We start from the raw sequence: 24387 nt of genomic DNA on the forward strand, positions 1-24387 counted from the left end.
CGCTCAACGCCAGTGATCGGCGATCCAGGGGGCGGGGCGGATGTGCTTGTAGAGCTTCTTCCAACCTGCGCGCACCGGCCATTCGCCGCGCGTCGCCTCGTCGATATCGGGCTTGCCGGTGAAGGCCACGGTGCGGGCCTCGGGCGGCAGTTTCGGCGCCACGAAGAAGCGCAGCGGCCAGGCCGGCACCAGCGAATGCTTGAAGCTGAGGCACCAGTCCTCGGGGAAGAACTCCACCTCGCCCAGCGTGCGGCAGACGAAAGTCTGGCTGTTGCGGTAGAGGTCCATCATCGCGCCGGGATCGGGGCGGAAGCGCTCCCACACCTCGGTCAACTCGCCCACGCGGAAGCGAAAGACCGACATGTTCCCGATGCCCTGGCCCTTCTGTGTCCAGTTCTCGGCCACGACGAAGCGCGCCTCGGGCTTGTAGTCGAAGAACGCGTCGATCGACCCTGTCACCAGAAGGTCCAGATCGAGATGCAGCAGCGGGCCGGAGAGGTCGTCCAGCGTCTCCTGGAACAGGAACATGCGCCGGAACGGGTGAAAGCGCATCCGCTCGGGCAGGTCGAAGGGCGGCATGGGCTTGACCTCGACCCCGTCGCCGATACCCGTCGGGTCATCGGTGAAACAGACGAAGCGCAGGGGCCGCGCCGTGTTGCGGCTGACCATGCGATACATCCGGTTGACGTAATCGGGCCCGTAGCGATCCCCCCATTTGAGGCAGATCACCGTCTGGCGGCTGTCATCTGTGCGTGTCTCAGTCATCGCGGCGTTCCTTCCCGCGTAGGGCGTCCGGCGTCAAGCGCTGTTGCGGGCGCGGTGGGCGGCAAAGCGTGCCTCGATCTCGGCCAGAACGTCCGCGGTGGTGTCGATGGGCGGGTAGGTCGTGCCGTCGAGCGGCCCCGGAAAGGGGCGGATCTCGGCGGCGCGTTCGAGGATCTCGTAGGCGCGGGTGATCTTCGGATGACCGCCCGAGGGGTGAAACAGGTGGATCGGGGCGCCGGTGGCCGCCGCTTCGCCGACCATGTTGGTGGAATCGGCGGTGACGACCAGCGCGTCGGAGAGCGCGAGGATCGCGGTCAGGGGGTTCTCGCCGGTCCCGTCCCAGACATAAACGGTCTCGGCCTTCCCAAGCGCCGTGATCGCGTCGGCGAGCGGTTTGGGCGTGCGACGCGAGAGCGTCACCATCAGGCCCGCGCCGCTTTCGGCGAGGTCGCTCAGCCCTGTCGCGAGCCGCGCGATATCGTCCGGCGTGAAGCTGTGATGCCGGCTGTCGCCGCCGATCAGCACACCGACGCGAGGCATTGGAAGGCCCTCCAGGGCGCTGGACGGTGCGGCGCGGGCGGCGGCCAGCCTGTCGGGCGAGAAGCGATGCGGCAGGACCGGGACAGTGATGGCGTTCGGGGCGGTGAACCCGTCATGCTCGGGCACCACGATCAGGTCCGCGCCCGTCCGCGCCGTGCGCGGCATGCGGAACAGCACGGTGAAGGTGCGGGGCGAGACGCGCTTGAGGTGCCGAAGGTACGGAATCGTCCGCCGCCCCGAGGCCATGCAGATATCGGGGTAGGGCGGGGCAAGCGGGCTGCCCGCGCGGTCCGGCGCCTCGGCCGGGTCGATGGGGCCGAAGGGGGCCAACAGCTCGAAGGGTTTGCGCGGGGCGACCTGCCGCATCTCGTAGGGCCATCCGGCGCGCTCGGCCACGCCCATCATGGGCACCGCGTGGCCGATCCGGCCATCGCCCAGGATCCAGACTCGCGGGGCGTCGGTCATGCCGCCCCCCGTTCCGCCAGCGCGCGGCGGTAGCCCTCAAGCTCCGCATCGAGCGTGTGGCGCGTGGTGAAGCGGCTCAGCACATGCGCGCGGCCCGCCCGGCCCATGGCCTGCGCGCCTTCGGGGGCGGTCAGGGCGGCGCGGATGCGCTCGGCCAGCGCCGTCGCGTCCCCGGGGGGGACCATCCAGCCGGTTTCGCCCGCGACGAGCGTTTCCAAGGTGCCGCCATGGGCCGCGCCGATCACCGGGGTTTCCATCGCGCCCGCCTCGATCACGGCGCGCCCGAAGGCCTCGGGCTCGGTCGAGACGGAAAAGGCGAGGTCGGCGGCGGCCAGGATCGCGGGAATGTCCGAGCGGCTGCCGGTGAAGATGACGCGGTCTGTCAGCGGCCCGTCCGAAACCCGCGCCCGCAACTCGGCCTCCAGCGTGCCCGAATCCGTTCCGCCGACCAGCGCAAGTCGCCACGGCAGATCCGTGACCTGCTCCAACGCGTCCAGCAGCAGCCTATGGCCCTTCCAGCGGCTGATCCGGGCGACCAGCACCAGAAGGGGACAGTCCCCGGCCCCGAATTCGGTGCGGATTGCAGCGGTCGCCGCTCCGCTTACCTTCGCCGGGTCGAAGCGCGCTTCGTCCACGCCGCGCGGGGCGACGAGGATGCGACCGGGCGCAACGCCATAGACCGTTTGCAGGTGATCGCGGATGAACTCGGAATTGGCGATCACGACCGGGCCGCGCAGCATCGCGCCATTGTACCAGCGCTTGAGCGCGCCCTTGTGGCCGTAGACCCCGTGAAAGGTGGTCAGGAAGGCAGGCTTGCGTCGTGCGCGGCGGCTGGCCAGCCAGCCGACCCAGGCCGGTGCGCGGCTGCGGGCGTGGATGAGGTCGATCCCCTCGGCGTCGATCCAGCGGGCAAGACGGGTGGCGTTGGCGCGGATGGCCAGGGGCGACTTGCGCCCGATCTCCAGCCGAAGATGGCCGGTGCCCAGGGCCGCAAGCTCGGCCTCGAGCCGACCGCCCGCGCTGACCACCCAGTTCGGGTGGCCCTCGGCCGAGAGCCGAGCGGCCATCTCGACCGCGCTGCGCTCGACCCCGCCATCGCCAAGCGCCGGCACCAATTGGGCGACCCGCATCGATCTGGCCTCCGTTCCCGTCGTTTCCCCTCCGTCTCTATTGGGTCCCGGCCGGCAAGAGAAGGGGGCGCACCGGCCTGGGCGGTGTTGCCCTGCACCGCCGCCTGCTTTACCAGACCGCCAGCGCCGGAACAGGCGCTGTCACCACACGGGCCGTTCATGACCGAAGACCAGCACCAGCCATCGGTCGCCGATGCCAAGGAACGCGCGGCGCGGCGCGCGCGCAAGGCCGCGAAAAAGCATTCCGTGAACAAGTCGATGAACCGCTGGCTGCGCGATGCGTTCTCGCACAGGATCGACAGGCCGTGGGATCGGTTCATGTCCGGTGTCTACACGCAACTGTTCGATCACGCGGCCCTGCGTGCGGGGTGGCACAACTTCAAACAGGTCGCCCCCAAGCTTTACCGGTCGAACCATCCCAGCCCGCGCCGCTTGCGTCGCTACGCGGGCATGGGGATCACCCATGTTCTGACGCTGCGCGGCGGGCAGCACGTGGCCCCGTACCGGTTCGAGGCCGAGGCCTGCGAGAAACACGGGATGACGCTGCTGCAGATCCCGCTTTCGGCGCAGCGCGCCCCCAAGCGCGCCCGCTTGCTCAGCCTTCTCGATCTTTTCGAAGACCTCGACGCGCCGATGCTGGTCCATTGCAAATCCGGCGCCGACCGCACGGGGCTGGCGGCGGCGATCTACCTGATCGCGAAGCATGGCGTGCCGGCCGCTGAAGCGAAGCGCGAACTGTCTCTGGCGCGGCTGCATGCGAAATGGTCGAAGGCCGGTGTGCTGGACCTGTTCTTGGCCGATGCGGCCGAGGCCGAGGCGCGTGGCGTGCCGCTGCGGCAATGGATCGAGACCGAGTACGACCAGGAACAGACCAACCGCCGGTTCCGTGCCATGAGCCGGGCCGAGCGGCTGCGGCTTTAATCCTCGGGCGGGATCAGGCGGATCTCGCCTTCCTCTTCCAGGGCGCGGATGGCCGAGACGACCTGCGCCATGGCGGCCTCGCCATCGTCTTCGCGCGGGGTGGGGATCGCTTCGGCCTCGTCGCGCAACTGCTCGGCCATGCGTTTCGACATGTTCTCCAGCAGGAATTCCACCGAAAGCGGGGCGCTTTTCAGGCCTGCCGCCAGCGCGGTGTTCAGCACGTCCGGCTCCACCCGGCGCAGGATGCGCGGCACGTCCGTCGCCTCGACCCGCTTGGGGATGTGATGGAAGGTGAAGATCGCGCGGCGCACCTCGGCGGCGAAACCGGCATCGCGCGCGTCCAGGCCTTCGAGCAGGGTATCGCGCGCCGCGCCGCTCACGGCATTGAGGATGGCGCCGACGCGGTCAACCGGGCTGGCGCGGAAGGCCGGTTGCGGCCTGGTCGTCATCTGCTGGAACAGATGCTCGCCGATCCGGGTCACCATGTCGGGCGTGACGGTGGCCGTCAGCGCCACGGCATGGGCGATGACCTGGGCGCGGTCGGGGGGCAGGTCGGCCAGGAGGCCCGCGGCCTTGGCGACGCCCAGCTTGGACAGCAGGATCGCGCAGACCTCGGCGCTTTCCTGTTCCAGAAGCGGGCGCAGGCGGTCGGGCTCCATCGCGGCCAGCCGCGCCCAGGGGTCGGTGGCGTCGCCCAACTCGGCCTCGGCCCTCAGCCCGTCGCGCGCAATGGGCGAGATGTGGCCTTCGAGCAGGGTCAGCGTGTCGGACAGCCCGGCCGGGAAGGTGAGCGCGAGGCCATCGAGCCGACCGGTGAATTCCTGCACAACGTGTGCCAGCGTGGCACGGTCGATATTGCCCAACCCCGCCATCGTGCGCGCCAGCCGGGCCTGTTGGTCGGGCGTCAAGCGGTCAAGCCCGGGGGAAACGCCCTGTCCCAGCAGAAGCCGCACGATCACGGCAGCCTTCTGCCCCGGACTGAGCGGCCGGGGCGTGATTTCCCGCGCCGTCGCGTCGCGGATCTCATCGACGTCCATGGCGTCGGATTGCGACGCGCCAATTGCCTGTTGAATGGTCATCGGTTCCACCCGTCCCGCGCCACTGACGTGGCACCACTTCACCCGGACCCGACCATGCCGGACGCGGATTAAGACGGGCTTGACGGGGCTGTCCCCGTTGCACGGGATTTTCCGACAATTGCCCAAAGACGAAAAAGCCCCGCGCAGGGCAATCCGCGCGGGGCCGGAAGAGAGAAGGTTCAGGCGCCTCAGCTCATGCCGCTGGGCACGCAGCTCTGGCTTTCGGAATCCCAGCTGGTGCCATCGGCGCAGCTCATCGTGACCTGATGGTCATAGGGGCAGTCGGCAAGGGCAAAGCCCGGCGCGGCGATCAGCGCGGCGGCGGCCAGCAGGGTCTTCAGCTTGGTCATCTTGGCACTCCTGTCAGGATCGGTCTGGTCGTCGTCGTATGACCGAACGGTAGCATGACGTGGCGGAAAGACAAAAAAGAACCTGCCCCGCGACGGGCGCAGGGCAGGGTCCGTGCCTGTTTCGCAGGCAGATCGCGCGGCGGATCAGCTTTCGCCGAAGACCCGCTGAAAGATCGTGTCGACATGCTTGGTGTGGTATTCCATGTCGAATTTCTCGTTGATGCCGTCCTCGCCCAGGGCCGCGACGACCTCCGGATCGGCCAGCAGCAAGTCGCGGAAATCGAGGCGCTCTTCCCAGACCTTCAGCGCGTTGCGCTGCACCATGGAATAGGCGTCTTCACGGCTGACACCGGCTTGCGTCAGGGCCAGAAGCACGCGCTGGCTCATCACCAGGCCGGGGAACTTGTTCATGTTCTCCAGCATGTTCTCGGGGAAGATCAGCATCTTGTCGACGACACCCGCCAGACGGTTCAGCGCGAAATCCAGCGTCACCGTTGCGTCCGGCCCGATGCCGCGTTCGACCGAGCTGTGCGAGATGTCGCGTTCATGCCAGAGCGCCACGTTCTCCATCGCGGGGATCACGGTCATGCGCACCAGCCGGGCCAGCCCGGTCAGGTTCTCGGTCAGAACCGGGTTCTTCTTGTGCGGCATGGCGCTGGAGCCCTTCTGCCCCATCGAGAAGAACTCGGCCCCTTCCAGCACCTCGGTGCGCTGCATGTGGCGGATCTCGATCGCGATGTTCTCGATCGAGGAGGCGATGACGCCCAGCACGGCGAAGAACATCGCGTGGCGGTCGCGCGGGATGACCTGCGTGCTGATCGGCTCGGGGCGCAGGCCCAGCTTCTCGCAGACATGTTCTTCGACGCGCGGGTCGATATTGGCGAAGGTGCCGACAGCGCCCGAGATCGCGCCGGTGGCGACCTCGTCGCGGGCCTGTTGCAGGCGGGCCTTGTTGCGGTCCATCTCGGCGTAGAACCGGGCGAAGGTCAGGCCCATCGTGGTCGGCTCGGCATGGATGCCGTGGCTGCGGCCCACGCGAACCGTCATCTTGTGTTCGAAGGCGCGCTTTTTCAGCGCGGCCAGCACCTTGTCCATATCGGCCAAAAGGATGTCGGCGGCGCGCACAAGCTGCACGTTCAGGCAGGTGTCCAGCACGTCCGAACTGGTCATGCCCTGGTGCACGAAGCGCGCTTCTTCGGACCCGACATGCTCGGCGAGGTGGGTGAGAAAGGCGATCACGTCATGCTTGGTGACGGCCTCGATCTCGTCGATGCGGGCGACGTCGAACTCCACGTCCTTGGCTTTCCACACGGCCTCGGCGTTCTCGCGGGGGATCACGCCCAGCTCGGCCTGCGCGTCGCAGGCATGGGCCTCGATCTCGTACCAGATGCGGAACTTGGTGGCGGGCTCCCAGATGGCGGTCATCTCGGGGCGGGCATAACGGGGGATCATCGGCAGGCCTTGCGTTGCTTGGCAGTTCAGGGGTCTCATAGAGGCGCAAAACGGGAGGGACAAGGTGAGCGTTTCACGCAAACTGACGCAAGGTCCGGTCTGGGCGGTGCTTCTGGCGCTTCTGCCCGGTCCGGCGCTGGCCGAGTGGCGCGTGCTGAGCGATGCCGAGATCGAGGGCGTTCTGACCGGGCGGACCGTGGTCTACGACGATGTCGGCTGGCAGATCTTCACCGAGGCGGGCCGCACCGCGTTCCACGCGGGCGAGGCGCGGATGGGCCAGACCAGCCTGGGCGATTGGATCGTGCGCGACGGCCAGTCCTGCCAACGCTGGGTGCGTTTGGGCGACTGGGCCTGCTACACGGTCGAATATGACGGCGAGGACGGCGTCCGCTTCATCGACGACCACGGCAATGTCAGTGCCGGGCGGTTTCAGGCGGAATGATCGCGCTGGCCGATCTGGTAGGGCGCTGGCAGCTCAGCCGCGTGATCGAGGATGCGCGCGCTGGACTGACGGGGCACTTGGAGGGCAGGGCGGTCTGGCGGCCCGATGGCGACGGGCTGCGGCAGGAGGAAAGCGGCCTTCTGCATTACGGGGCGGCGGCGCCGATGCGGGCCGAACGGGTCTACCTCTGGCGGGCGGAGGGGACCGACTTGGCCGTGTTCTTCGAGGACGGTCGCCCGTTCCACAGGATCGGGCCGGGCCGGGCGGGCGACCGCCACTGGTGCGATCCCGACACCTATGACGTGACCTATGATTTCACCGATTGGCCGCGCTGGGGCAGCGTCTGGCGTGTCTCTGGGCCGCGCAAGGACCTGATCATCCGCTCGCGTTTCGTTCCCGAAGATGCCCCGGTGACGTAGGGAAACCCCGCGCTTGCCAGATCGCGGGCGGGCTGCGTAGGCTGATCGGGCATTCACGGTTTCGATCCTTTGTCCCGCAAGGAGACGCCAATGCCCGGTTCCCGATTTTTCAAACTCAGCGCGGCGCTGCTCGCCCTGTCGAGCGCCCCGTCCTTCGCGCAAGTCACCGGCTACGAGTGGAGCTACTTCCGCGATATTCAGCCCAACCCGATGAATACCGTCATGGCGCTGCGGCTTGGCGTGCCGGAAACCGATGACGTCGTGCTGGAGGCGCGCTGCGAATTGACCTCGGGCCCGCAGGTCTCGTTCAATTTCGCCGCTGATGCCGGGGCCATTCCGCTGGAAACGGATGTCGATTTCACCGTGACCCCCGAGGGGCTGAACCCCTCGACCGTGCCGGCGACGACCCGCGCGACCGAGTTCATCGGCGGCGTTTTCATCGACCGGACACCGACCGACCCGTTCAACTTCGCACTGGTGGCCGCGCCGGTTCTGACCTGGGCGATCGACGGGCAGGCAAGCTTTACCGTCGATGCCAGCGTGAACCAGCATATCGCAGGCCGGTTCCTGTACGAATGCGCGCATTTCGGCAGCCAGCAACCCGATCCGAACGGGGACATCCTGTTCCCGGTCGCTGCCGAAGCTGCTCCGGGCGGGGGCGATATGGCGGCTGCCTCGTCCGAGCCGGGGGCGATGTCCTGCGATCAGCTGGGGCAGGCCGTGTCCACGGGCGGGGGCGCCCCTTTGACGGTGACCTTCGAGAATGCCAGCGATGGCGGGCGCGGCCTGTCCTGGGTGGCGAGCGATGGCAGCGTGCAGGATCTGGGTTTTCTCGACCCCGGCGCGAGCACCGCCTTCTTCACCTTCGTCGGCCATGTCTGGATGATCACGGACGGGCCGGGCAACTGCCTGGAGATGTTCAGCCCCGTCGCGGGGCAGGAGAGGTTCCGCATCACGCGGCCGGGTCAGTTTTTCGGAAACGAATGAGGCGGCGCGGCCGGTCACTCGGCCGCGTTGTCCTCCTGTGCGTCGGCGGCCCCGGCCATCAGCCGGTCGGCCTTCTTGCGGACCAGAACGCTGCGCAGATCGTGCATGGCCAGAAGCAGGCGGTCCGTGACCTCCTCCAGATCCTCGTCCGAGGCCCGGCTTTGCGCCCAATGGGTCGTGAGGTTCAGGTAGTCGATGGCGCGGTGAATGTCGTCGAGGTCACGCTCGGCCAGCACGGCGCGGCGTTCCTCCATCCAGTCGGCGATGACCTCGTGTTCCTCGTCGGTCAGGACATGGTCGCCATGGGGTTTGACGCTGCCATTGCGGATATTGATGACCGCGATCTCGTCCATCTCGATCCGGCGCTGCCGGTTCTCGGTCGATATGCGGAAGACGGCGGCCCCGTTCTCGCGGACGCGGAAATAGTATTCGGGCAGGTCGGACATGAACCCTCGTGCTCTGCTCACGCGTTGCGATGCGGCAAGTATGCCGTTTGGTCCCGCCCTGTCAAAGCCAAGCGTTCCCCATGGTCAACGGTTCGTTGCGCTATCGTTTTTCCGCGACGATCAGGCGGCCGGGCGGCGCGGCGGGGTAGGTGCCGGTCTCGATGATGGCAAAGCCCGCCCCGGTGATCTCGGCTTCCAGCCCTTCGGCGGTCACGAAGCGCATTTGCGGCACCACGCCGGCCCATTGCAGCGCGGTGACGATGGCGCGGTATTTCAGCGATCCGCCAAGGCAGACGGTTTTCGAGATGAAGCGCCCGCCCTCCGGCAGGGCCGAATGGATCTGCGCCAGCGTGCCGGGCAGGTCGGGCAGCAGGTGCAGCAGGTTGAAGGCGCAGACCACGTCGAAGGGGCCGTGCGTCAGGGCCTCGTCCACGCTGGCCTGAAGCGCGGTGACATTCGTCGCGCGGGCCTGGTCGATGCGTTCACCGGCGATGGCACACATCTCGCCCGCGTAGTCGCTGGCGGTGATCTGCGCGACATGGGGCGCGAGCTTGAGCGCCGTGGAGCCCGTGCCGCAGCCCAGTTCCAGCATGCGGTCGGTGGGGGCCAGATGCGCGATGACCCGCGCCATGGCGGCCTCGTAAGCCTCGGGGTTGCCCATCTGCCGCTCGGCATAGCGGCGCGCGATACGGTTCCAGAAATCGGGGGGCGAGGTGCGGGGCATGGCGGCCTTTCGGGCGGTGTGCGTTCGGCATACGCTTTTCCCGCCCGGTGGCAAGATCGGCCGGGGGAGGCATGCTGTCTCTGTCCGGGGAGGGGCGGCGGGGCCTTGCCCCGGTGCCCGGTCGAGAAGGTGAAGCGGCGCCGCCTCGGGTTTGGCGGAGCGGTTCCTTGATGCCCCGGTCGTCAATCGGGGCGGATGCCGGCGGTGGTGCGGGGGATGCTTGGCCCTTTGAGGGGGCTGTCTGCGCAAAGACCCGCGCGAACCGTCCTCACGATGTGGCCACGGGGAACGTGCTACACCGAAACGTTTAAGAAACCGTTAAAAAGGCGCAAATTTCTCGAAGGCGCGCGCGATTACCCGGCGCTTGCGGTGAACACCTGGATCGTTACCGCCGCGCCGTAGATCGCAAGGATCAGGGCGCCTTCCCATCCCATGCGGCCCGGCCCCTCGCGCTGGCGCAACAGAAGGCCGCTGAGTAGGACGCCGGTCATCAGGATCGCGGTCAGCGTCCAGAATTGGTCGCTGAGGCCCGCGGCGTGGTAGAGCGACCCGTCGCGATAGGCGATGTCGCCCGCCGTCAGGAAAAGCGTGTCGAAGGAATTGCCGCCGATGATGCCGCCCACGGCCAGTTGCAGCGCGCCCCGGCGCACCGCGGCGATGGTGGTGACCAGTTCGGGCAGCGAGGTTGCGACGGCGGTGGCCAGCGCCCCCACCAGAGATTGCGACAGCGACAGGCGGTCGGTCAGTTCGCTGGCGGTCTTGGCGATGACCCAGCCCGCCATGCCCATGATCACCATGAGAAGCAGGAAGGTGGAAAACAGGCGCAGGGTGCTGATCCGCGCGGTGTCGGCGTCTTCCTCCTCCGGGGTGTCGGTGCGGGTGTCCGTGGTTGACACGGGCCGCCACATCGGGGCCTCGCGCAGCGCGCGCCCGCCGACCAGGGCCATGACGTAGATGATCGGGATCGCCAGCGAGACGGGATGGATCGCGAAGAGGGTCACCTCGGGCTGCGAGGCGGCCAGAAGGGGCAGGGTCAGAAGGATCACCAGGACGACGGCCTGGAAGATATTGGTCAAGTCCGCCGCCGCGTGTTCGAGGTTGGCGCGGCGATAGACGGCATCGGCCACCGCAAGAAAGGCGGTTTGCGCCGCGATCCCGCCGATGCTGTTGGAATAGGCCAGCGACGCATAGCCATCGAGCGCCACGGTGATCGACACGACCGAGCCGCCGAGGGAGGTCGCCGCCCCCAGAAGGACGGCGCCCGCGATGGCCTCGCCGATGCCGGTGCGGTCGGCCAGCCGGTCCACCAGCCCGGTGATGCGCACCCCGCTGGCCAGCACGACCAGGACGGCGGCCGCGAAGGCGGCGAGGATCATCGGAGTGGACCATTCGGCCAGCATCGTGCGCGCCTGTTCCTTTCATCGGGGGCCGCGCGCAGCCGGTGCGCCGTCGCCGCTCCTCGCGACAACGTGCCGATCCGTGAAACGTTCCGCCGAGGCCGCGCCCGAGGCGGGCGCGACGGGCGCGGGTCAGGTCAGCGAAGCGCAGAAATCCTGGATGCGGGTGCAGGCCTCTTTCAGGTTCTCGTCCGAGGTGGCGTAGCTGACGCGGAAACAGGGCGACAGGCCGAAGGCCCCGCCGAAGACGACGGCCACGCCTTTTTCTTCCAGAAGTGCGGTGGCGAAGGCCTCGTCGCTGTCGATGGTCACACCGCCGGGCGTGGTCTTGCCCATGCAGCCCTCGATGGACGGATAGACGTAGAAGGCGCCTTCGGGAACGGGGCAGGTCACGCCCTCGGCCGCGTTCAGCATCTCGACCACCAGGTCGCGGCGGCGCTTGAAGGTCTCGTTGTTCGGCCCAAGGAAATCCTGCGGCCCGGTCAGCGCCTCCAACGCGGCCCACTGGCTGACCGACGAGGGGTTCGAGGTCGATTGCGACTGGATCTTGCGCATCGCCTTGATGATCTCTTCGGGGCCTGCGGCATAGCCGATGCGCCAGCCGGTCATGGCATAGGCCTTGGAGACGCCGTTGCAGGTGAGCGTGCGGTCGTAAAGGCCCGGCTCGATCTGTGCCGGCGTGACGAATTCGAATCCGTCATAGACGAGGTGCTCATACATGTCGTCCGACATCACCCAGACATGCGGGTGACGCATCAGCACATCGGTCAGGCCCTTGAGTTCCTCGGCGGTGTAGCCCGCGCCGGTGGGGTTCGAGGGCGAGTTGAAGATGAACCACTTGGTCTTCGGCGTGATCGCGGCCTCGAGTGCGGCGGGCGTCAGCTTGTAGGCGGTGTCGGCGCCAGCCTCGGCGATCACCGGCGCGCCGCCCGCAAGCAGCACCATGTCGGGGTAGCTGACCCAATACGGCGCGGGGATGATGACCTCGTCGCCCGGGTTCAGCGTGGCCATCAGCGCGTTGTAGAGGATCTGTTTGCCGCCGGTGCCGACGCTGACCTGCGCGGGCGTGTACGTCAGGCCGTTGTCGCGCTGGAACTTGTCGCAGATGGCCTGTTTCAGCTCGGGGATGCCATCGACGGCGGTGTATTTCGTTTTGCCTGCGTCGATCGCGGCCTTGGCGGCGTCCTTGATGTTCTGCGGCGTGTCGAAATCCGGCTCGCCCGCGCCGAGGCCGATGACATCCTTGCCCTGCGCCTTCAACTCGGCGGCGAGATTCGAGACGGCGATGGTGGGCGAGGGCTTCACACGGGCCAGCGTGTCGGAAAGGAAGGGCATCAAGTCGCTCCGGGTTGGGCCTGACCCCGCCGATCGGGGTCGTTTGCAATAGGTCGGGCCCATGCTTAGGGTGCGCCCGCGCGGCAATCAAGCCGCCACCGAGAGGAGGAGCAATGTCCACCACCCCCGAGAACGGCCAAGAGACCGACGGCCCCGGCTGGTACGATGCCGAGGCCACCACCTTCGGCGACCGCGTGACCGGCGCCCGCGAGGCGGCGGGGCTGAGCCAGGCAGAGCTGGCCAAGCGGCTGGGCGTGAAGGTCAAGACGGTCCGAGGCTGGGAAAACGACCAGGCCGAACCGCGCGCCAACAAGCTCCAGATGCTGGCGGGCATGCTGGGCGTCTCGATCATGTGGCTGCTCAGCGGCGAGGGCGACGGGCTGGACGGCCCCGACGAACACCATATCCTTTCGGAGGACATGACGGCGGTGCTGACCGACCTGCGCAAGCTCAAGGTCCAGCAGGCGCGCATCGCCGAGGAAATGGGGCGCCTGGAAAAACGGCTGCGGCTGGTTCTGGCAAAGGATCTGTAAAGGACAAGATGGTCGAGGAAACACGAGAGATCCGGGTCAAGCGCCTGCGCATGCGGGCCTGGCACCGTGGAATCAAGGAAATGGACCTGATCCTGGGCGGTTGGGCGGATCGGCACCTCGACGGGGCCGATGACGCCACGCTCGATGCCTTCGAGGCGGTGCTGGCCGAGGCCGACCAGGACCTTTACGCTTGGGTCTCGGGCCAGTCCGAGCCGCCTGCCGATATCGCGCCGATGCTGCTGCGTGTGTCCAGCGAATTCAACGGCTTGCCGGGAGGGGCGGCCGCGGGGCGAGGCGCTTAACGACTTATTTCCATTTTTGACCGAATCTTCCCCGCAAGTCAGATTTGCGGAGTTGAAGATGAGTATGCATGCGCCCCTTGCGCCCTCTGCCCGGGCCGGATTCCTGGCCGGGTACCTGGAGTCGCTGTCATTGGTCGAACGTCTGCACCGGCTGCTGCTCGATGTCATCAAGGATGAGTTCGAACGCCTCGGCATCCTCGACATCAATGCCGTGCAGGCGCTCTTGCTGTTCAATATCGGCGATCACGAGGTGACGGCGGGCGAGTTGAAATCGCGCGGCTACTACCAGGGCTCGAATGTCAGCTACAATCTCAAGAAACTGGTCGAGATGGGCTACATGCACCACCAGCGCTGCGAGATCGACCGCCGCTCGGTCCGGGTGCGCCTGACGGAGAAGGGGCGGCACGTGCGCGCCGCCGTGGCCGATCTGTTCGCCCGGCAGGCCGAGGGGCTGGAGCGGCAAGGCGTGCTGGACACCGACGGGATCGACCGCGTGAACCATTCCCTGAAACGGATCGAGCGGTACTGGTCGGACCAGATCCGCTATATCTACTGAGCGATGCGCGGCACGGTGGCCTTAGTCGGTCTCTGCACCAAGCTCGGGCAGATCGGGCAGGCTGTACCCGGCCTCGGCCAGCGCCGGCGCGATCTGGTTGGCGATCGAGCGGCGGGTGACCGGGCCGCGGAAATGCAGGACCACGGTGCCCTCGGGGTCGATGAAGAAGGTTTCGGGCATCGCCACCACCCCCCAATCGCGCCCGTTGCGCGCCTCGGGGTCGCGGCCCATCGCGTGATAGGGGTTGCCCAGATCGTCGAGGAATTGCTCGGCCTGGGAAAGCTGGTCGCGGTAATTCACGCCGTAAAGCGTCACGCCGGCCTCGGCCAGCGCGGTCAGGTTCGGGTGCTCGACGCGGCAGGGCGGGCACCAGCTGGCGAAGAAATTCACCATGATGATGTCGTCATGGCCTTCCAGCATCTCGCGCGTCAGGAGCGGCGTGCCGTCCATTTCCTCCAGGGACAGCGGCGGCGCGGCGCGGCCTTGCTGCGCCGAGGGCAAGGCTGCGGTGTCGACCCCCTCGCGAAGCGCATCCTGCGTGCTGAGCAGCTGGTAGCCCGCGACCCCGAAGAACCCCAGCGTTACCGCCAGCGGCACGATCATCAACCAGTTGATCTTCATCAGCCCTTCCCGCGCCGTTCTTCCACGGCATCCAGTTTGCGCGCGACGCGCCGGGCTTTCCAGATCGAACCGACGACCAGCCCGATCAACAGTGCGAGAGTGCCGGCATAGGACGAAAGGACCGGAACGGCGTAAGTTCCAAGGTCGGGCATCATGCGGCCATCCTTTCCTGCGCGATCAGCGCCTTCAGGCGGCGGGCGCGGATCTCGGTCCGCGTGCGGTACAGGACCAGCGTGAGGAACAGGAAACCGAAGCCCGCCAGCGTAATGACCAGCGGGTACCAGAAGACGTCGGCGATGTTTTCCTCGGCATCCAGCGACAGGGTCGCGCCCTGGTGCAGGCCCTGGTTCCAGAACAGCAGCGCGTAGCGCGAGATGATCGCAAAGACCGAGCCCACGAGGCAGAGCACGCTTGTCAGGTCCGCCGCCGAATCCGGGTTCTCGACCGCTTCCCACAGCGCCATGTAGCCGAGGTAGAACAGGAACAGGATCAGGAACGAGGTCAGGCGCGGGTCCCATTCCCACCACGTGCCCCACATCGGCTGACCCCAGACCGCGCCGGTGAACAGCGCGATCAGGGTAAAGATCATGCCGACCGGGGCCGCGGCCTTGGCCGCCAGCGCGCTGACATGGTGACGCCGGATGACCCAGATGAGCGAGGTCACCAGCATCATCAGCCATGCGTTGATCGCCATGATTGCGGCGGGCACGTGGACATAGATGATCTTCACCGTCGATCCCTGGCGGAAATCGTTCGGCGTGAAGAAGAACCCCCAGACCAGCCCGACCACCAGGCAGATCACGGTGATCGCGGTCACCCACGGCAGCAGCCAGGCCGAGGTGGCCATGAACTTGCGCGGATTGGCGTATTCCCAGAGTGAAGACATGGTCTGAGTTTTAGGCATGGATGGTCGGTCTCTCAATGGGACAGGGCCGCGCGGGTCTAGCGCAGATTGACGCGGAGCGCGGCGGCGGCGGCGAAAGGCAGCACCGCCAGCGTGCCGAGGGTGATGCCGGCCAGAAGCGCCAGCGGCGTGGTGGCGTCCAGCCCCTCGGCCCCGCGGCTGACGGCCAGCGCGCCGAAGATCAGGGTCGGGACGTAGAGCGGCAGGACCAGAAGCGACAGCAGCAGGCCGCCGCGCTTGATTCCGACGGTCAGCGCCGCGCCGAAGGTGCCGATCGCGCTGAGCGCGGGCGTGCCGAGCGCGAGCGAGGCGATCAGCCAGGGATAGGCCGGGCCGGGCAGGTTCAGCAGCATCCCCAGCGCAGGCGCCACGGCGACCAGCGGCAGGCCGGTGGTGATCCAGTGGGTCAGCGCCTTCATCGCGGCCAACCCCTCCATCGGGACGGGCGAGGTCGCGACAAGGTCCAGCGTCCCGTCCTCCCAGTCGAGCTGGAAGATCCGGTCGAGCGACAGCAGGCAGGCCAGCAGCGCGCCAAGCCACAGGATACCGGGCGAGATGGTGCCGAGGATGCCGGCCGCCGGGCCAACGCCGAAAGGCACCAGCGTGGTGAAGATCAGGAAGAAGGCGAGGCTGAGGCCGAAGCCGCCGCCCGCGCGGATGGCCAGCGCGAGGTCGCGCTTGAGCAGGGCGATCATGGCTCCACCCCGTCGGCGAAAGGATCGTCGAGACCCTGGGCGAACGGGTCGTCCGCCCGCAGGCGCTTGGCGATGAAGGGCGAGACATCGAGGCTGCGCGCCGCGGGCAGGCCAAGGTCGATATGGGTCGCGATCACGGCCGAACCTCCGCCGTCGAGGTGACGCTCCACGGCGGCCGCAAACCGCTGCACGTTCTCGGTATCGAGCGAGACGGTGGGTTCATCGAGGCACCAGATGGGGCGACCGGTGACCAGAAGGCGCGCGAGCGACAGGCGGCGCTTCTGCCCGGCGGACATGTCGCCCGCGCGGCGGTCGAGCAGGCCTTCGAGGTCGAAGGCGTCGACGGCGCGGGTGATCGTGCCCGACGCGAAAACGCCGGCCCAGAATTCGAGATTCTCCTGAACCGTCAGCTGCGCTTTCAGCCCGTCGGCGTGGCCCGCGTAGGCGATGGCGTCCGGGGGGCAATCGACGCGCCCCGCAAGCGGCGGGGTGAGGCCCGCCAGCGTGCGCAGAAGCGTGGTTTTCCCCGCGCCATTGGGGCCGCGCAGGATCAGCGCCTCGCCCGCCGCAACGGTGAAGCTGACATCGGCGAGGACCTGCGTGGAACCTCGGGCACAGGAAAGATCAGTGACGGTCAAGTTCATTGCGGTCAAGCGCTATCCGATTGCCGCGCGAAGGGGAAGCGCCGAGGCCCCGCGCCGCAATGCCGCGCTGTCCGGGCATGCGACTCACCCAAGCCCGGCGAACATCCGGCGGGCATCCGGCAGGCCGCCGGGCGAGGTCGGCGGGCGTGTTCGGGCGCGAAATTGCACACCCAGTATGCGATTGCATACAAAAATTGTCGCAGAACCGCTGTGACCCCTTGATTGCGCCTCGCGTCAATGGCAACAGCAGGCCAATTGTGACGCAGCCACGACCGGATTAAGGGAGGCACCCATGCCCATTACCGTCGGCCACGACTCCGCCAAGACGCGCAAGACGCTTTCTGTCGGCGACAAGTCCTACGCCTATTATTCCATCGCCGCAGCCGAGGCCGCCGGGCTCGGCGACTTCTCCAAGCTGCCCGCCGCGCTGAAGGTGGTGCTGGAGAACATGCTGCGTTTCGAGGACGGCAAGACCGTCTCGACCGACGACATCAAGGCCTTCTCGGACTGGGCCGCCAAGGGTGGCAAGAACCCTCGCGAGATCGCCTATCGCCCCGCGCGCGTGCTGATGCAGGACTTTACCGGTGTTCCCGCCGTGGTCGACCTCGCCGCCATGCGCGACGGCATCAAGGCGCTCGGCGGTGATCCGCAGAAGATCAACCCGCTGAACCCGGTCGATCTGGTCATCGACCACTCGGTGATGATCGACGAGTTCGGCAACCCGCGCGCGTTCCAGATGAACGTGGACCGCGAATACGAGCGGAACATGGAGCGTTATACCTTCCTCAAATGGGGTCAGACCGCGTTCAACAACTTCCGCGTGGTGCCGCCGGGCACCGGCATCTGCCACCAGGTGAACCTGGAATACCTGTCGCGCACCGTGTGGTCGGACACCGACCAGTCGGGCGAGATGGTGGCCTATCCCGACACGCTGGTGGGCACTGACAGCCACACCACCATGGTCAACGGCGCCGCCGTCCTGGGCTGGGGCGTGGGCGGCATCGAGGCCGAGGCCGCGATGCTGGGCCAGCCGATCTCGATGCTGATCCCCGAGGTCGTGGGCTTCGAACTGACCGGCGAGATGATGGAAGGCACCACCGGCACCGACCTGGTGCTGAAGGTCGTCGAGATGCTGCGCGCCAAGGGCGTGGTCGGCAAGTTCGTCGAATTCTACGGCGCCGGCCTCGATCACCTGCCGCTGGCCGACCGGGCCACGATTGCCAACATGGCGCCGGAATACGGCGCGACCTGCGGCTTCTTCCCGATCGACGACGAAACCCTGCGCTACCTGACCAACACCGGCCGCGACGAGGACACGATCGCGCTGGTCGAGGCCTATGCCAAGGAAAACGGCTTCTGGCGCGGCGCCGATTACGCGCCGGTCTATACCGACACGCTGTCGCTGGACATGAACACCATCGTGCCCGCCATCTCGGGCCCCAAGCGTCCGCAGGATTACATCGCACTCGACCAGGCGGCAAAGGCCTTTGCCGCCTACGTGAAGGGCGAGCGCGAGGGCAAGGACGCCACCCCGAAGGAAGAGGTCCGCTGGGAAGGCGAGGGCGGTGCGCCCGAACCGACCGAGATCCCGGGCGACGAGGGCCACCACCAGCGCGGCTTCGTCCAGACCGAGGACGGCCATTACCAGCTGCATGACGGCTCGATCGCGATCGCGTCGATCACCTCCTGCACCAACACCTCGAACCCCTACGTGATGATCGGTGCGGGCCTCGTGGCGCGCAAGGCGCGCGAGAAAGGCCTGACGCGTAAGCCCTGGGTCAAGACCTCGCTCGCGCCCGGCTCGCAGGTCGTGTCGGCCTATCTCGAAGCGGCCGAGTTGCAGGACGACCTGGATGCCATCGGCTTCAACCTCGTCGGCTATGGCTGCACCACCTGTATCGGCAACTCCGGCCCGCTGGAGCCCGAGATCAGCAAGTGCATCAACGACAACGACCTGATCGCGACCTCGGTCCTGTCGGGCAACCGCAATTTCGAGGGCCGCATCAGCCCCGACGTGCGCGCCAACTACCTCGCCAGCCCGCCGCTGGTCGTGGCCTATGCGCTGGTGGGCGACATGAATGTCGACATCACCCGCGAGCCGCTGGGCAATGACCAGGACGGCAACCCCGTCTACCTGAAAGACATCTGGCCGTCGCAGAAGGAGATCGCCGACCTGGTCGAGAAGACCGTGACGCGCGAGGCCTTCCAGACGAAATATGCCGACGTCTTCAAGGGCGACGAGAAATGGCAGGGCGTCTCGGTTCCGCAGCAGGAAACCTACGACTGGCCGGCCACCTCGACCTACGTCCAGAACCCGCCCTATTTCCAGGGCATGGGCGCCGAGCCGGGCACGATCTCGAACATCGAGGGCGCGCGCGTTCTGGCGTTGCTGGGCGACATGATCACGACCGACCACATCAGCCCCGCAGGCTCGTTCAAGGATACCACCCCGGCGGGCAAGTACCTGATCGAGCGTCAGGTGCCGGTGCGCGAGTTCAACTCCTACGGGTCGCGCCGCGGCAACCACGAGATCATGATGCGCGGCACCTTCGCCAATATCCGCATCAAGAACGAGATGCTGGACGGGGTCGAGGGCGGCTACACGCTCGGGCCGGACGGGCAGCAGACCTCGATCTTCGACGCGGCCATGGCCTACCAGGAACAGGGCACGCCGCTCGTCATCTTCGGGGGCGAGCAGTATGGCGCGGGCTCCAGCCGGGACTGGGCCGCGAAGGGCACCGCGCTTCTGGGCGTGAAGGCCGTGATCGCGGAAAGCTTCGAGCGTATCCACCGCTCGAACCTGGTCGGCATGGGCGTCATCCCGTTCGAGTTCACCGGCGGCGACACCCGCAAGTCTCTGGGCTTGAAGGGCGACGAGACGGTGGCGATCCACGGTCTGGAAGGCGATCTGAAGCCGCTTTCCGAAGTGCCCTGCACCATCACCTACGGGGACGGGTCGACCAAGGAGATCATGCTCAAGTGCCGGATCGATACCGCCATCGAGAAGGAATACGTCGAACATGGCGGCGTGCTGCACTACGTGCTGCGCGACCTCGCGAAAGCGGCCTGAGAGCTGCGCGAGGCACTCACTTCGAAGGGACAGTGAGGATGAAGGCCCCCGGTTTCGGACCGGGGGCCTTTTTCATGCGCGGCGAGATGGGCGCTCGACAAGCCGGTACGGGGGCGCGATGACTGCGTTGATGGAAAACCGCTCGATCAGTTTCACCCACGCGCTGTGCCGCGCGCCGGCTGGCTCGGTCACGGATGGGCTGCGCGCTGTCGACCAGGGCGACCCGGACCCGGTGGCCTTTGCGCGCGAACATGCGGCCTACGTGGCGGCGCTGCGCGCGACCGGGGCGAGTGTCACCGTTCTGCCCGCGTTGGAGGAGTTCCCCGACAGCGTCTTCATCGAAGACCCGGCGCTGGTGCTGAACGGTGTGGCGATCACCCTGCGCCCCGGCGCGCCCAGCCGGGCGGGGGAGGCCGCGGCGCTGCGCCCCGACCTGGTACGCCATTGCGCCGGCGTGATCGACCTGCCCGAGGGCGCGGTCGATGGCGGCGACATCCTGTGTTCCGACAGCGAGGTGATGGTCGGCCTCTCGGCCCGCACGGATCGCGCGGGCATCGCGGCGTTGCGCCCGATCGTCGAAGACCTCGGCTATCGTCTGCGGCTGGTCGAGACGCCGCCCGAGATCCTCCATTTCAAGACCGAGTCGAGCCTGCTGGACCCCGAGACCGTCCTCGCCACGCCGCGCCTTGCCGCGACGGGCTGCTTCGCGGGCTACCGCGTGATCGAAACCGCCGAGGGAGAAGAGGCGGCGGCCAACGCCGTCCGCTTCAACGCGCCGGTGTTCCTGAGCGCCGGTCACCCGCGCACGGCGGAGCGATTGGCCCAGACGGGCTACGAGGTCGTGGAACTGGAAACGATGCAGGCCGCCCTGGTCGATGGCGGGTTGTCCTGCATGTCGCTGCGCTATTCCATGCCGGACGGGCAGGGGGGCGCATGATCCGCTGGTTGCTGGACGGGCCGCTCAAGGGCTTTCCCGATATCCCGCCGGTCTGGCTGAGCGTTTTCCTCGCCGCAGCCTGGGTGCTGAACGAATACCTGCCGCTGGTCACCGCCTTCGGCCTCGTCTTTCGCGCGGCCGGCGGGCTGCTGATCGGCGCGGCCCTCGGCGTGATCGCGTGGTCCGCGCTGTGGTTCTGGCGCAAGAAGACGACGATCGAGCCGCATCACGAACCCACCGCGCTGATCGTCGAAGGCCCCTATCGCTTCAGCCGGAATCCGATCTACCTTGGCCTTCTGGCGATCCTGACGGGCTATGTTCTCTGGCTTGGATCGCTCAGCCCGGTGCTGTTGCCCTATCTCTTCTACGAGGTGCTGACGCGTCGCTTCATTGAGCCGGAAGAAGAGGGGTTGCGGCGCATTTTCGGGACCGAGGCCAACCTCTATCTCAACCGCACGCATCGCTGGTTTTGAGCCGGACTGTAACGCGCTCTCGCAAAGGCTTGATTGGCAAGAGAGGGGGGATCGGCTTAGCTCTGGGTCAAGTTGGGGACGAATTGAATCATCTGGGGACCATCGCGCATGCGCCTGACACGCAGCTTCGCTTTCCTTTTTGCAGGGTTCGGGATCATGGCGTCTGCCGCTTCGGCACAGGACGGTCAGCCCGTCGTGGTCGAGCTGTTCACGAGCCAGGGCTGCTCCTCCTGCCCGCCGGCCGATGGCCTGCTGGGCGAATTGGCGAGCCGTGACGGGGTGATCGCGCTGGCGCTTCATGTCGACTACTGGGACTATATCGGCTGGGCCGACACCTTTGCCCGGCCCGAGTTCACGCAGCGCCAGCACGGCTACGGCGTCGCGGCGGGGTCCAACGTGGTCTACACGCCGCAGATGGTGATCGGCGGGATCGAGCATGTCGTGGGGTTCCGCCCGATGCAGGTGGCGGACGTGATCGCCGAACATGCCCGCCAGCCCGATCCGGTCGCGGTGCATGTCGAGCCCGATGGAGACGGCTTTGCCCTGACCGCCGAGTGGCGCGCAACGCCGCCCGCGCCCGCGATGGTGGTGCAGCTTGTGGCCTATCTGCCGAGTGAAGAGGTCGAGATCACGCGCGGCGAGAATGCCGGGCGGTCGGTGACCTACCACAATATCGTGCGCGACTGGCAGGTGGTGGGCGAATGGGACGGCGCCGAACCGTTCTCGGCCCGTTTGGCGGTGTCGGAGGACATGCCGCATGTCGTGATCGTGCAACATAGTGGCTACGGCGCGATCCTGGGCGCGGCGCGCGTCGACTAGTCGTGTGAGGCGGCTTTCTCGGCCGCGAGGCGTTTTCGCCGTTTCCGCTCAAGCCGCTCGGGCTTCCACCGACGATGAATCCAGAACCACTGTTCGGGGCGCTTGCGGATCTGCGCATCGAGGCTGTCGTTCAGCGCCTGCGTCATCTCCTCGGGCGTGCCCTGTGGGATCGGCGCCTCGATCTCTACGGTGAAGCTCATTCCGCCCGGCCCGCGCGGGCAATAGATCGGCACCAGAAGGGCATCGTGGCGCAGCGCCATCTCCGCCGCCGACAGCGAGGTGAGCGCCGGCTTGCCCATGAAGCTGAGGAAGGCCCCGTCCGAGACGAACTGGTCCAGCATCATCGCCGCTTGCCCGCCGCCGCGCAGGGTCTTGAGAAAGGCGGCCAGCCCGCGCCGGTCGCGGGAATAGGCCTTGCCGCCCACGGCCTCGACCGACCAGACGTAATGGGCATTGGCGTAGGGGTTGTTGAAGGGGCGATAGAGTCCCCCGATCTCGAACCCCTTGGCATTCAGCGCCACGCGCCCGATCTGCCAGTTCCCGAAATGGCCGGTCACGAACAGCATCGGGCGGTTCTGTTCGAGGGCGCGGGCGACGATGGGCCAACCCGGCCCCGTGGGCTCCAGATCTGCAAAGCGCGCGATCTGATCGCGGGGCGAGTAGTTCTCGATGATCGTGCGACCGATATTGTCGAGCACCGCCGTGGCGATCCTGCGCCGCTCCGCCCCGCCCATCTCGGGGTGGATATAGGCGAGGTTTTCCTCGGCGCGGCGGCGGTAGCCGGCCAACGGCCCGATCACGCGCGCCATCAGCGCCCCCATCATCGGAACGCGCCACCGCCACGGGATCAGCCGGATCGCCGCGATCAGCGTGCGCGCGGCGAGGTCGCTTAACCAGTCGATCCAGTTGATACGTTTGCGTTTGGACATCTCGCGGCTCGGCAGGGGCGCCTTTCGCCGCCTGGATCAGCGGGCGGCCGGGGCCTTGACCTCGGCCTGGCGGGCGCGGGTTTCGCGATGCCAGACATAGACGCCGGCCCCGATGATCACAAGCGCGCCAAGGCCCGAGAGCGCGTCAGGCGTTTCGCCGTAGAAGATCACGCCGTAGAGCGTCGCGAAGACCACCCCGGCATATCCGAAGGGGGCGACGGCCCCGGCCTCGGCCACGGTCAGCGAGCGGATCAGCAGGAACTGACCGGCCGCGCCAACGGTGCCCAGCACCAGAAACAGCAGCGCGTCGATGGGCGGCGGCGTCTGCCACGCGGTCGGGACCAGCAGGCTCGCCACCAGCGTTCCGATCAGCGCGGTATAGAGAAACGAGGTAAGGATCGGTTCATCGCGGCCAAGGAAGCGTGTCGCCAGCGCATAGGACGCGAGGAAGACCCCCGCCGCCAGCGGCAGGAGCGAGGCGAGCGAGAAGATGTCCGAGCCGGGCCGTATGATCAGAAGCGCCCCGAGCAGCGCCGCGCCGATCCCGATCAGGCGGCGGGGCCCAAGCGGTTCCTTGAGAATCAGCGCCGCACCAAGCGTCAGCAGCATCGGATGCACGTTCAGAACGGCGGTGGCCGAGGCGATCTCCAGCTGGCCGAGCGAGGTGAAGAAACACAGCGTCGCCGCGAAGAGCAGCCCCGAGCGCAGCAGTTGCAGGCCAAGGTGATGCGTGCGGATCAGCAGGTGCAACCGGGGGGCGAGGACCAGCATCACCACGGCGGTCTGCCCGGCATAGCGTGCCCAGACCACCTGCAACGGGTCGTATGTCGCGCTCAGCCCCTTGGCCATGGCATCCATGGTCGAGAACAGGAAGATCGCGCCGAGCATCATCACGATGCCCTGCGCGGTGGGCGAGAGCGCGCGCAAGATCAGCCCTGTGATTTCTGGGCGGCGCAGGCCACGAGGTTGGGGCGCAGCCAGTCAAGGCTCTGTCCGGCATCGCGGGCGCGGGTGAGGATTTCGTCGATCTCCATCTCTCCGGCCACGCCAAGCGCCCAGACGATGGTCGAGCGGTTGCCAGTGTTGCAATAGGCCACGACGGGCCCTTCGGACGATTCGATGGCCTCGGACTGTTCCTCGATGATCGGCTGGCTCAGCGCGCCGCCCACGGGGTTGAAGACGAAATTCAGCCCGGCGGCCTCGGCGGCCTCCTGCATGGCGGCGGCCTGGATCTGGGGCGGCACCTCGGCGTCGGGGCGGTTGCAGATCACCGTGGTGATTCCCTGCTCGGCCAGTTTTTCCATGTCCTGCGGCTGCAATTGGGGGGCGGTGTAATATCGGTCTGTGACCTGGCGAATGTCCATGTCGCGTGTCCTGCCTGTTCGCTAACTCAAACGGAGTCGTGTCCGGCGCGACCATGCCGGATGCCGCGCGCAGAGGGAAGGCCCCGCC

General features: G+C 67.3%; 29 protein-coding genes. 11 read left to right on the forward strand and 18 right to left on the reverse strand.

Features of this window, described 5'->3' with window-relative positions:
- Positions 1-3: 3 nt before the first annotated feature.
- The 3 genes from ABD923_RS04035 to ABD923_RS04045 are packed head-to-tail and all read right to left on the reverse strand — an operon-like array spanning position 4 to position 2900.
- On the reverse strand, positions 4-765 hold the full coding sequence (locus tag ABD923_RS04035; RefSeq protein WP_259546536.1) for a hypothetical protein: 762 nt from the start codon (positions 763-765) through the stop codon (positions 4-6).
- 33 nt (positions 766-798) lie between these two features.
- Positions 799-1770, reverse strand: a complete 972-nt coding sequence (locus ABD923_RS04040; protein WP_259546535.1) for a mitochondrial fission ELM1 family protein — start codon at positions 1768-1770, stop codon at positions 799-801.
- Positions 1767-2900, reverse strand: coding sequence for a glycosyltransferase family 4 protein (locus ABD923_RS04045; protein WP_259546534.1), 1134 nt, complete (start codon positions 2898-2900; stop codon positions 1767-1769). The genes ABD923_RS04040 and ABD923_RS04045 overlap by 4 nt, the downstream gene beginning before the upstream one ends.
- A gap of 159 nt (positions 2901-3059) precedes the next feature.
- Between ABD923_RS04045 and ABD923_RS04050 the strand changes: the two genes are divergently transcribed.
- Positions 3060-3821 (forward strand): phosphatase domain-containing protein, encoded by a 762-nt coding sequence (locus ABD923_RS04050; protein ID WP_259546533.1) that lies wholly within the window; start codon positions 3060-3062, stop codon positions 3819-3821.
- Here ABD923_RS04050 and ABD923_RS04055 read toward each other — a convergent pair.
- From ABD923_RS04055 to purB, 3 genes are all read right to left on the reverse strand, one after another.
- On the reverse strand, positions 3818-4900 hold the full coding sequence (locus ABD923_RS04055) for a FliG C-terminal domain-containing protein (protein WP_259546532.1): 1083 nt from the start codon (positions 4898-4900) through the stop codon (positions 3818-3820). The two genes, ABD923_RS04050 and ABD923_RS04055, sit on opposite strands and share 4 nt — an antisense overlap.
- Before the next feature lie 188 nt (positions 4901-5088).
- The gene (locus ABD923_RS04060; RefSeq protein ID WP_259546531.1) at positions 5089-5250 is read right to left on the reverse strand and encodes a hypothetical protein; all 162 of its coding nucleotides are present in this window, start codon (positions 5248-5250) and stop codon (positions 5089-5091) included.
- Positions 5251-5394: 144 nt separating this feature from the next.
- On the reverse strand, positions 5395-6702 hold the full coding sequence (purB, locus tag ABD923_RS04065) for an adenylosuccinate lyase (RefSeq protein ID WP_259546530.1): 1308 nt from the start codon (positions 6700-6702) through the stop codon (positions 5395-5397).
- A 64-nt stretch (positions 6703-6766) separates the two neighbouring features.
- On the opposite strand from purB, the gene ABD923_RS04070 reads away from it, so the two are divergent.
- From ABD923_RS04070 to ABD923_RS04080, 3 genes are all read left to right on the forward strand, one after another.
- The gene (locus ABD923_RS04070; protein WP_259546529.1) at positions 6767-7144 is read left to right on the forward strand and encodes a hypothetical protein; all 378 of its coding nucleotides are present in this window, start codon (positions 6767-6769) and stop codon (positions 7142-7144) included.
- A complete protein-coding gene (locus tag ABD923_RS04075) occupies positions 7141-7563 on the forward strand; it encodes a DUF6314 family protein (RefSeq protein WP_259546528.1) in 423 nt (140 codons plus the stop codon). The genes ABD923_RS04070 and ABD923_RS04075 overlap by 4 nt, the downstream gene beginning before the upstream one ends.
- 90 nt (positions 7564-7653) lie before the next feature.
- Positions 7654-8550, forward strand: coding sequence for a hypothetical protein (locus tag ABD923_RS04080; protein WP_259546526.1), 897 nt, complete (start codon positions 7654-7656; stop codon positions 8548-8550).
- Between the two features lie 14 nt (positions 8551-8564).
- Here the strand turns inward: ABD923_RS04080 and ABD923_RS04085 are convergent, their stop codons facing one another.
- The 4 genes from ABD923_RS04085 to ABD923_RS04100 form a co-directional block, all read right to left on the reverse strand.
- Entirely contained in the window at positions 8565-8996 is a 432-nt protein-coding gene (locus tag ABD923_RS04085; protein ID WP_259546524.1) for a hypothetical protein, read from the reverse strand.
- A gap of 100 nt (positions 8997-9096) precedes the next feature.
- Positions 9097-9720: a class I SAM-dependent methyltransferase gene (locus ABD923_RS04090; protein WP_259546522.1), complete on the reverse strand. Its 624-nt coding sequence runs from the start codon at positions 9718-9720 to the stop codon at positions 9097-9099.
- Between the two features lie 353 nt (positions 9721-10073).
- Complete coding sequence (locus ABD923_RS04095; protein ID WP_259546520.1) at positions 10074-11120, reverse strand: sodium:calcium antiporter; 1047 nt, start codon at positions 11118-11120, stop codon at positions 10074-10076.
- A 129-nt stretch (positions 11121-11249) separates the two neighbouring features.
- Positions 11250-12452 (reverse strand): pyridoxal phosphate-dependent aminotransferase, encoded by a 1203-nt coding sequence (locus ABD923_RS04100; RefSeq protein ID WP_259546518.1) that lies wholly within the window; start codon positions 12450-12452, stop codon positions 11250-11252.
- A gap of 113 nt (positions 12453-12565) precedes the next feature.
- On the opposite strand from ABD923_RS04100, the gene ABD923_RS04105 reads away from it, so the two are divergent.
- From ABD923_RS04105 to ABD923_RS04115, 3 genes are read left to right on the forward strand one after another with little or no spacing between them, the layout of a single operon-like run.
- The gene (locus tag ABD923_RS04105; RefSeq protein WP_222188048.1) at positions 12566-12985 is read left to right on the forward strand and encodes a helix-turn-helix domain-containing protein; all 420 of its coding nucleotides are present in this window, start codon (positions 12566-12568) and stop codon (positions 12983-12985) included.
- Positions 12986-12993: 8 nt separating this feature from the next.
- Entirely contained in the window at positions 12994-13287 is a 294-nt protein-coding gene (locus ABD923_RS04110; protein ID WP_259546516.1) for a succinate dehydrogenase assembly factor 2, read from the forward strand.
- Between the two features lie 58 nt (positions 13288-13345).
- The gene (locus tag ABD923_RS04115; protein ID WP_259546514.1) at positions 13346-13843 is read left to right on the forward strand and encodes a MarR family winged helix-turn-helix transcriptional regulator; all 498 of its coding nucleotides are present in this window, start codon (positions 13346-13348) and stop codon (positions 13841-13843) included.
- Between the two features lie 21 nt (positions 13844-13864).
- Here ABD923_RS04115 and ABD923_RS04120 read toward each other — a convergent pair whose 3' ends face one another.
- The 5 genes from ABD923_RS04120 to ccmA are packed head-to-tail and all read right to left on the reverse strand — an operon-like array spanning position 13865 to position 16707.
- Complete coding sequence (locus ABD923_RS04120; RefSeq protein WP_259546512.1) at positions 13865-14464, reverse strand: DsbE family thiol:disulfide interchange protein; 600 nt, start codon at positions 14462-14464, stop codon at positions 13865-13867.
- Positions 14464-14619, reverse strand: coding sequence for a heme exporter protein CcmD (gene ccmD, locus ABD923_RS04125; RefSeq protein WP_259546511.1), 156 nt, complete (start codon positions 14617-14619; stop codon positions 14464-14466). The genes ABD923_RS04120 and ccmD overlap by 1 nt, the downstream gene beginning before the upstream one ends.
- The gene (locus tag ABD923_RS04130) at positions 14616-15350 is read right to left on the reverse strand and encodes a heme ABC transporter permease (RefSeq protein WP_259546510.1); all 735 of its coding nucleotides are present in this window, start codon (positions 15348-15350) and stop codon (positions 14616-14618) included. The genes ccmD and ABD923_RS04130 overlap by 4 nt, the downstream gene beginning before the upstream one ends.
- A 56-nt stretch (positions 15351-15406) precedes the next feature.
- On the reverse strand, positions 15407-16063 hold the full coding sequence (ccmB, locus tag ABD923_RS04135; protein WP_259546509.1) for a heme exporter protein CcmB: 657 nt from the start codon (positions 16061-16063) through the stop codon (positions 15407-15409).
- Positions 16060-16707 (reverse strand): heme ABC exporter ATP-binding protein CcmA, encoded by a 648-nt coding sequence (gene ccmA / locus ABD923_RS04140; RefSeq protein ID WP_259546508.1) that lies wholly within the window; start codon positions 16705-16707, stop codon positions 16060-16062. The genes ccmB and ccmA overlap by 4 nt, the downstream gene beginning before the upstream one ends.
- A gap of 292 nt (positions 16708-16999) precedes the next feature.
- Between ccmA and acnA the strand changes: the two genes are divergently transcribed.
- The 4 genes from acnA (at position 17000) to ABD923_RS04160 (ending at position 22006) form a co-directional block, all read left to right on the forward strand.
- Positions 17000-19777, forward strand: a complete 2778-nt coding sequence (acnA, locus tag ABD923_RS04145) for an aconitate hydratase AcnA (RefSeq protein ID WP_259546507.1) — start codon at positions 17000-17002, stop codon at positions 19775-19777.
- 130 nt (positions 19778-19907) lie between these two features.
- A complete protein-coding gene (locus tag ABD923_RS04150; protein WP_405048285.1) occupies positions 19908-20714 on the forward strand; it encodes a dimethylarginine dimethylaminohydrolase in 807 nt (268 codons plus the stop codon).
- Entirely contained in the window at positions 20711-21187 is a 477-nt protein-coding gene (locus ABD923_RS04155; RefSeq protein WP_259546505.1) for a methyltransferase family protein, read from the forward strand. Before ABD923_RS04150 ends, ABD923_RS04155 begins: the two co-directional genes overlap by 4 nt.
- A gap of 108 nt (positions 21188-21295) precedes the next feature.
- Entirely contained in the window at positions 21296-22006 is a 711-nt protein-coding gene (locus ABD923_RS04160; RefSeq protein WP_259546504.1) for a DUF1223 domain-containing protein, read from the forward strand.
- Here the strand turns inward: ABD923_RS04160 and ABD923_RS04165 are convergent.
- The 3 genes from ABD923_RS04165 to ABD923_RS04175 are packed head-to-tail and all read right to left on the reverse strand — an operon-like array spanning position 22003 to position 24299.
- A complete protein-coding gene (locus tag ABD923_RS04165; protein ID WP_259546503.1) occupies positions 22003-22935 on the reverse strand; it encodes a lysophospholipid acyltransferase family protein in 933 nt (310 codons plus the stop codon). The two genes, ABD923_RS04160 and ABD923_RS04165, sit on opposite strands and share 4 nt — an antisense overlap.
- Positions 22936-22971: 36 nt before the next feature.
- Positions 22972-23862 (reverse strand): DMT family transporter, encoded by an 891-nt coding sequence (locus tag ABD923_RS04170; RefSeq protein WP_259546502.1) that lies wholly within the window; start codon positions 23860-23862, stop codon positions 22972-22974.
- Between the two features lie 2 nt (positions 23863-23864).
- The gene (locus ABD923_RS04175; RefSeq protein ID WP_259546501.1) at positions 23865-24299 is read right to left on the reverse strand and encodes a protein tyrosine phosphatase family protein; all 435 of its coding nucleotides are present in this window, start codon (positions 24297-24299) and stop codon (positions 23865-23867) included.
- Positions 24300-24387 lie beyond the last annotated feature (88 nt).

It is taken from the genome of [Roseibacterium] beibuensis (assembly GCF_039542305.1).
Lineage (GTDB): Bacteria > Pseudomonadota > Alphaproteobacteria > Rhodobacterales > Rhodobacteraceae > Roseibacterium > Roseibacterium beibuensis.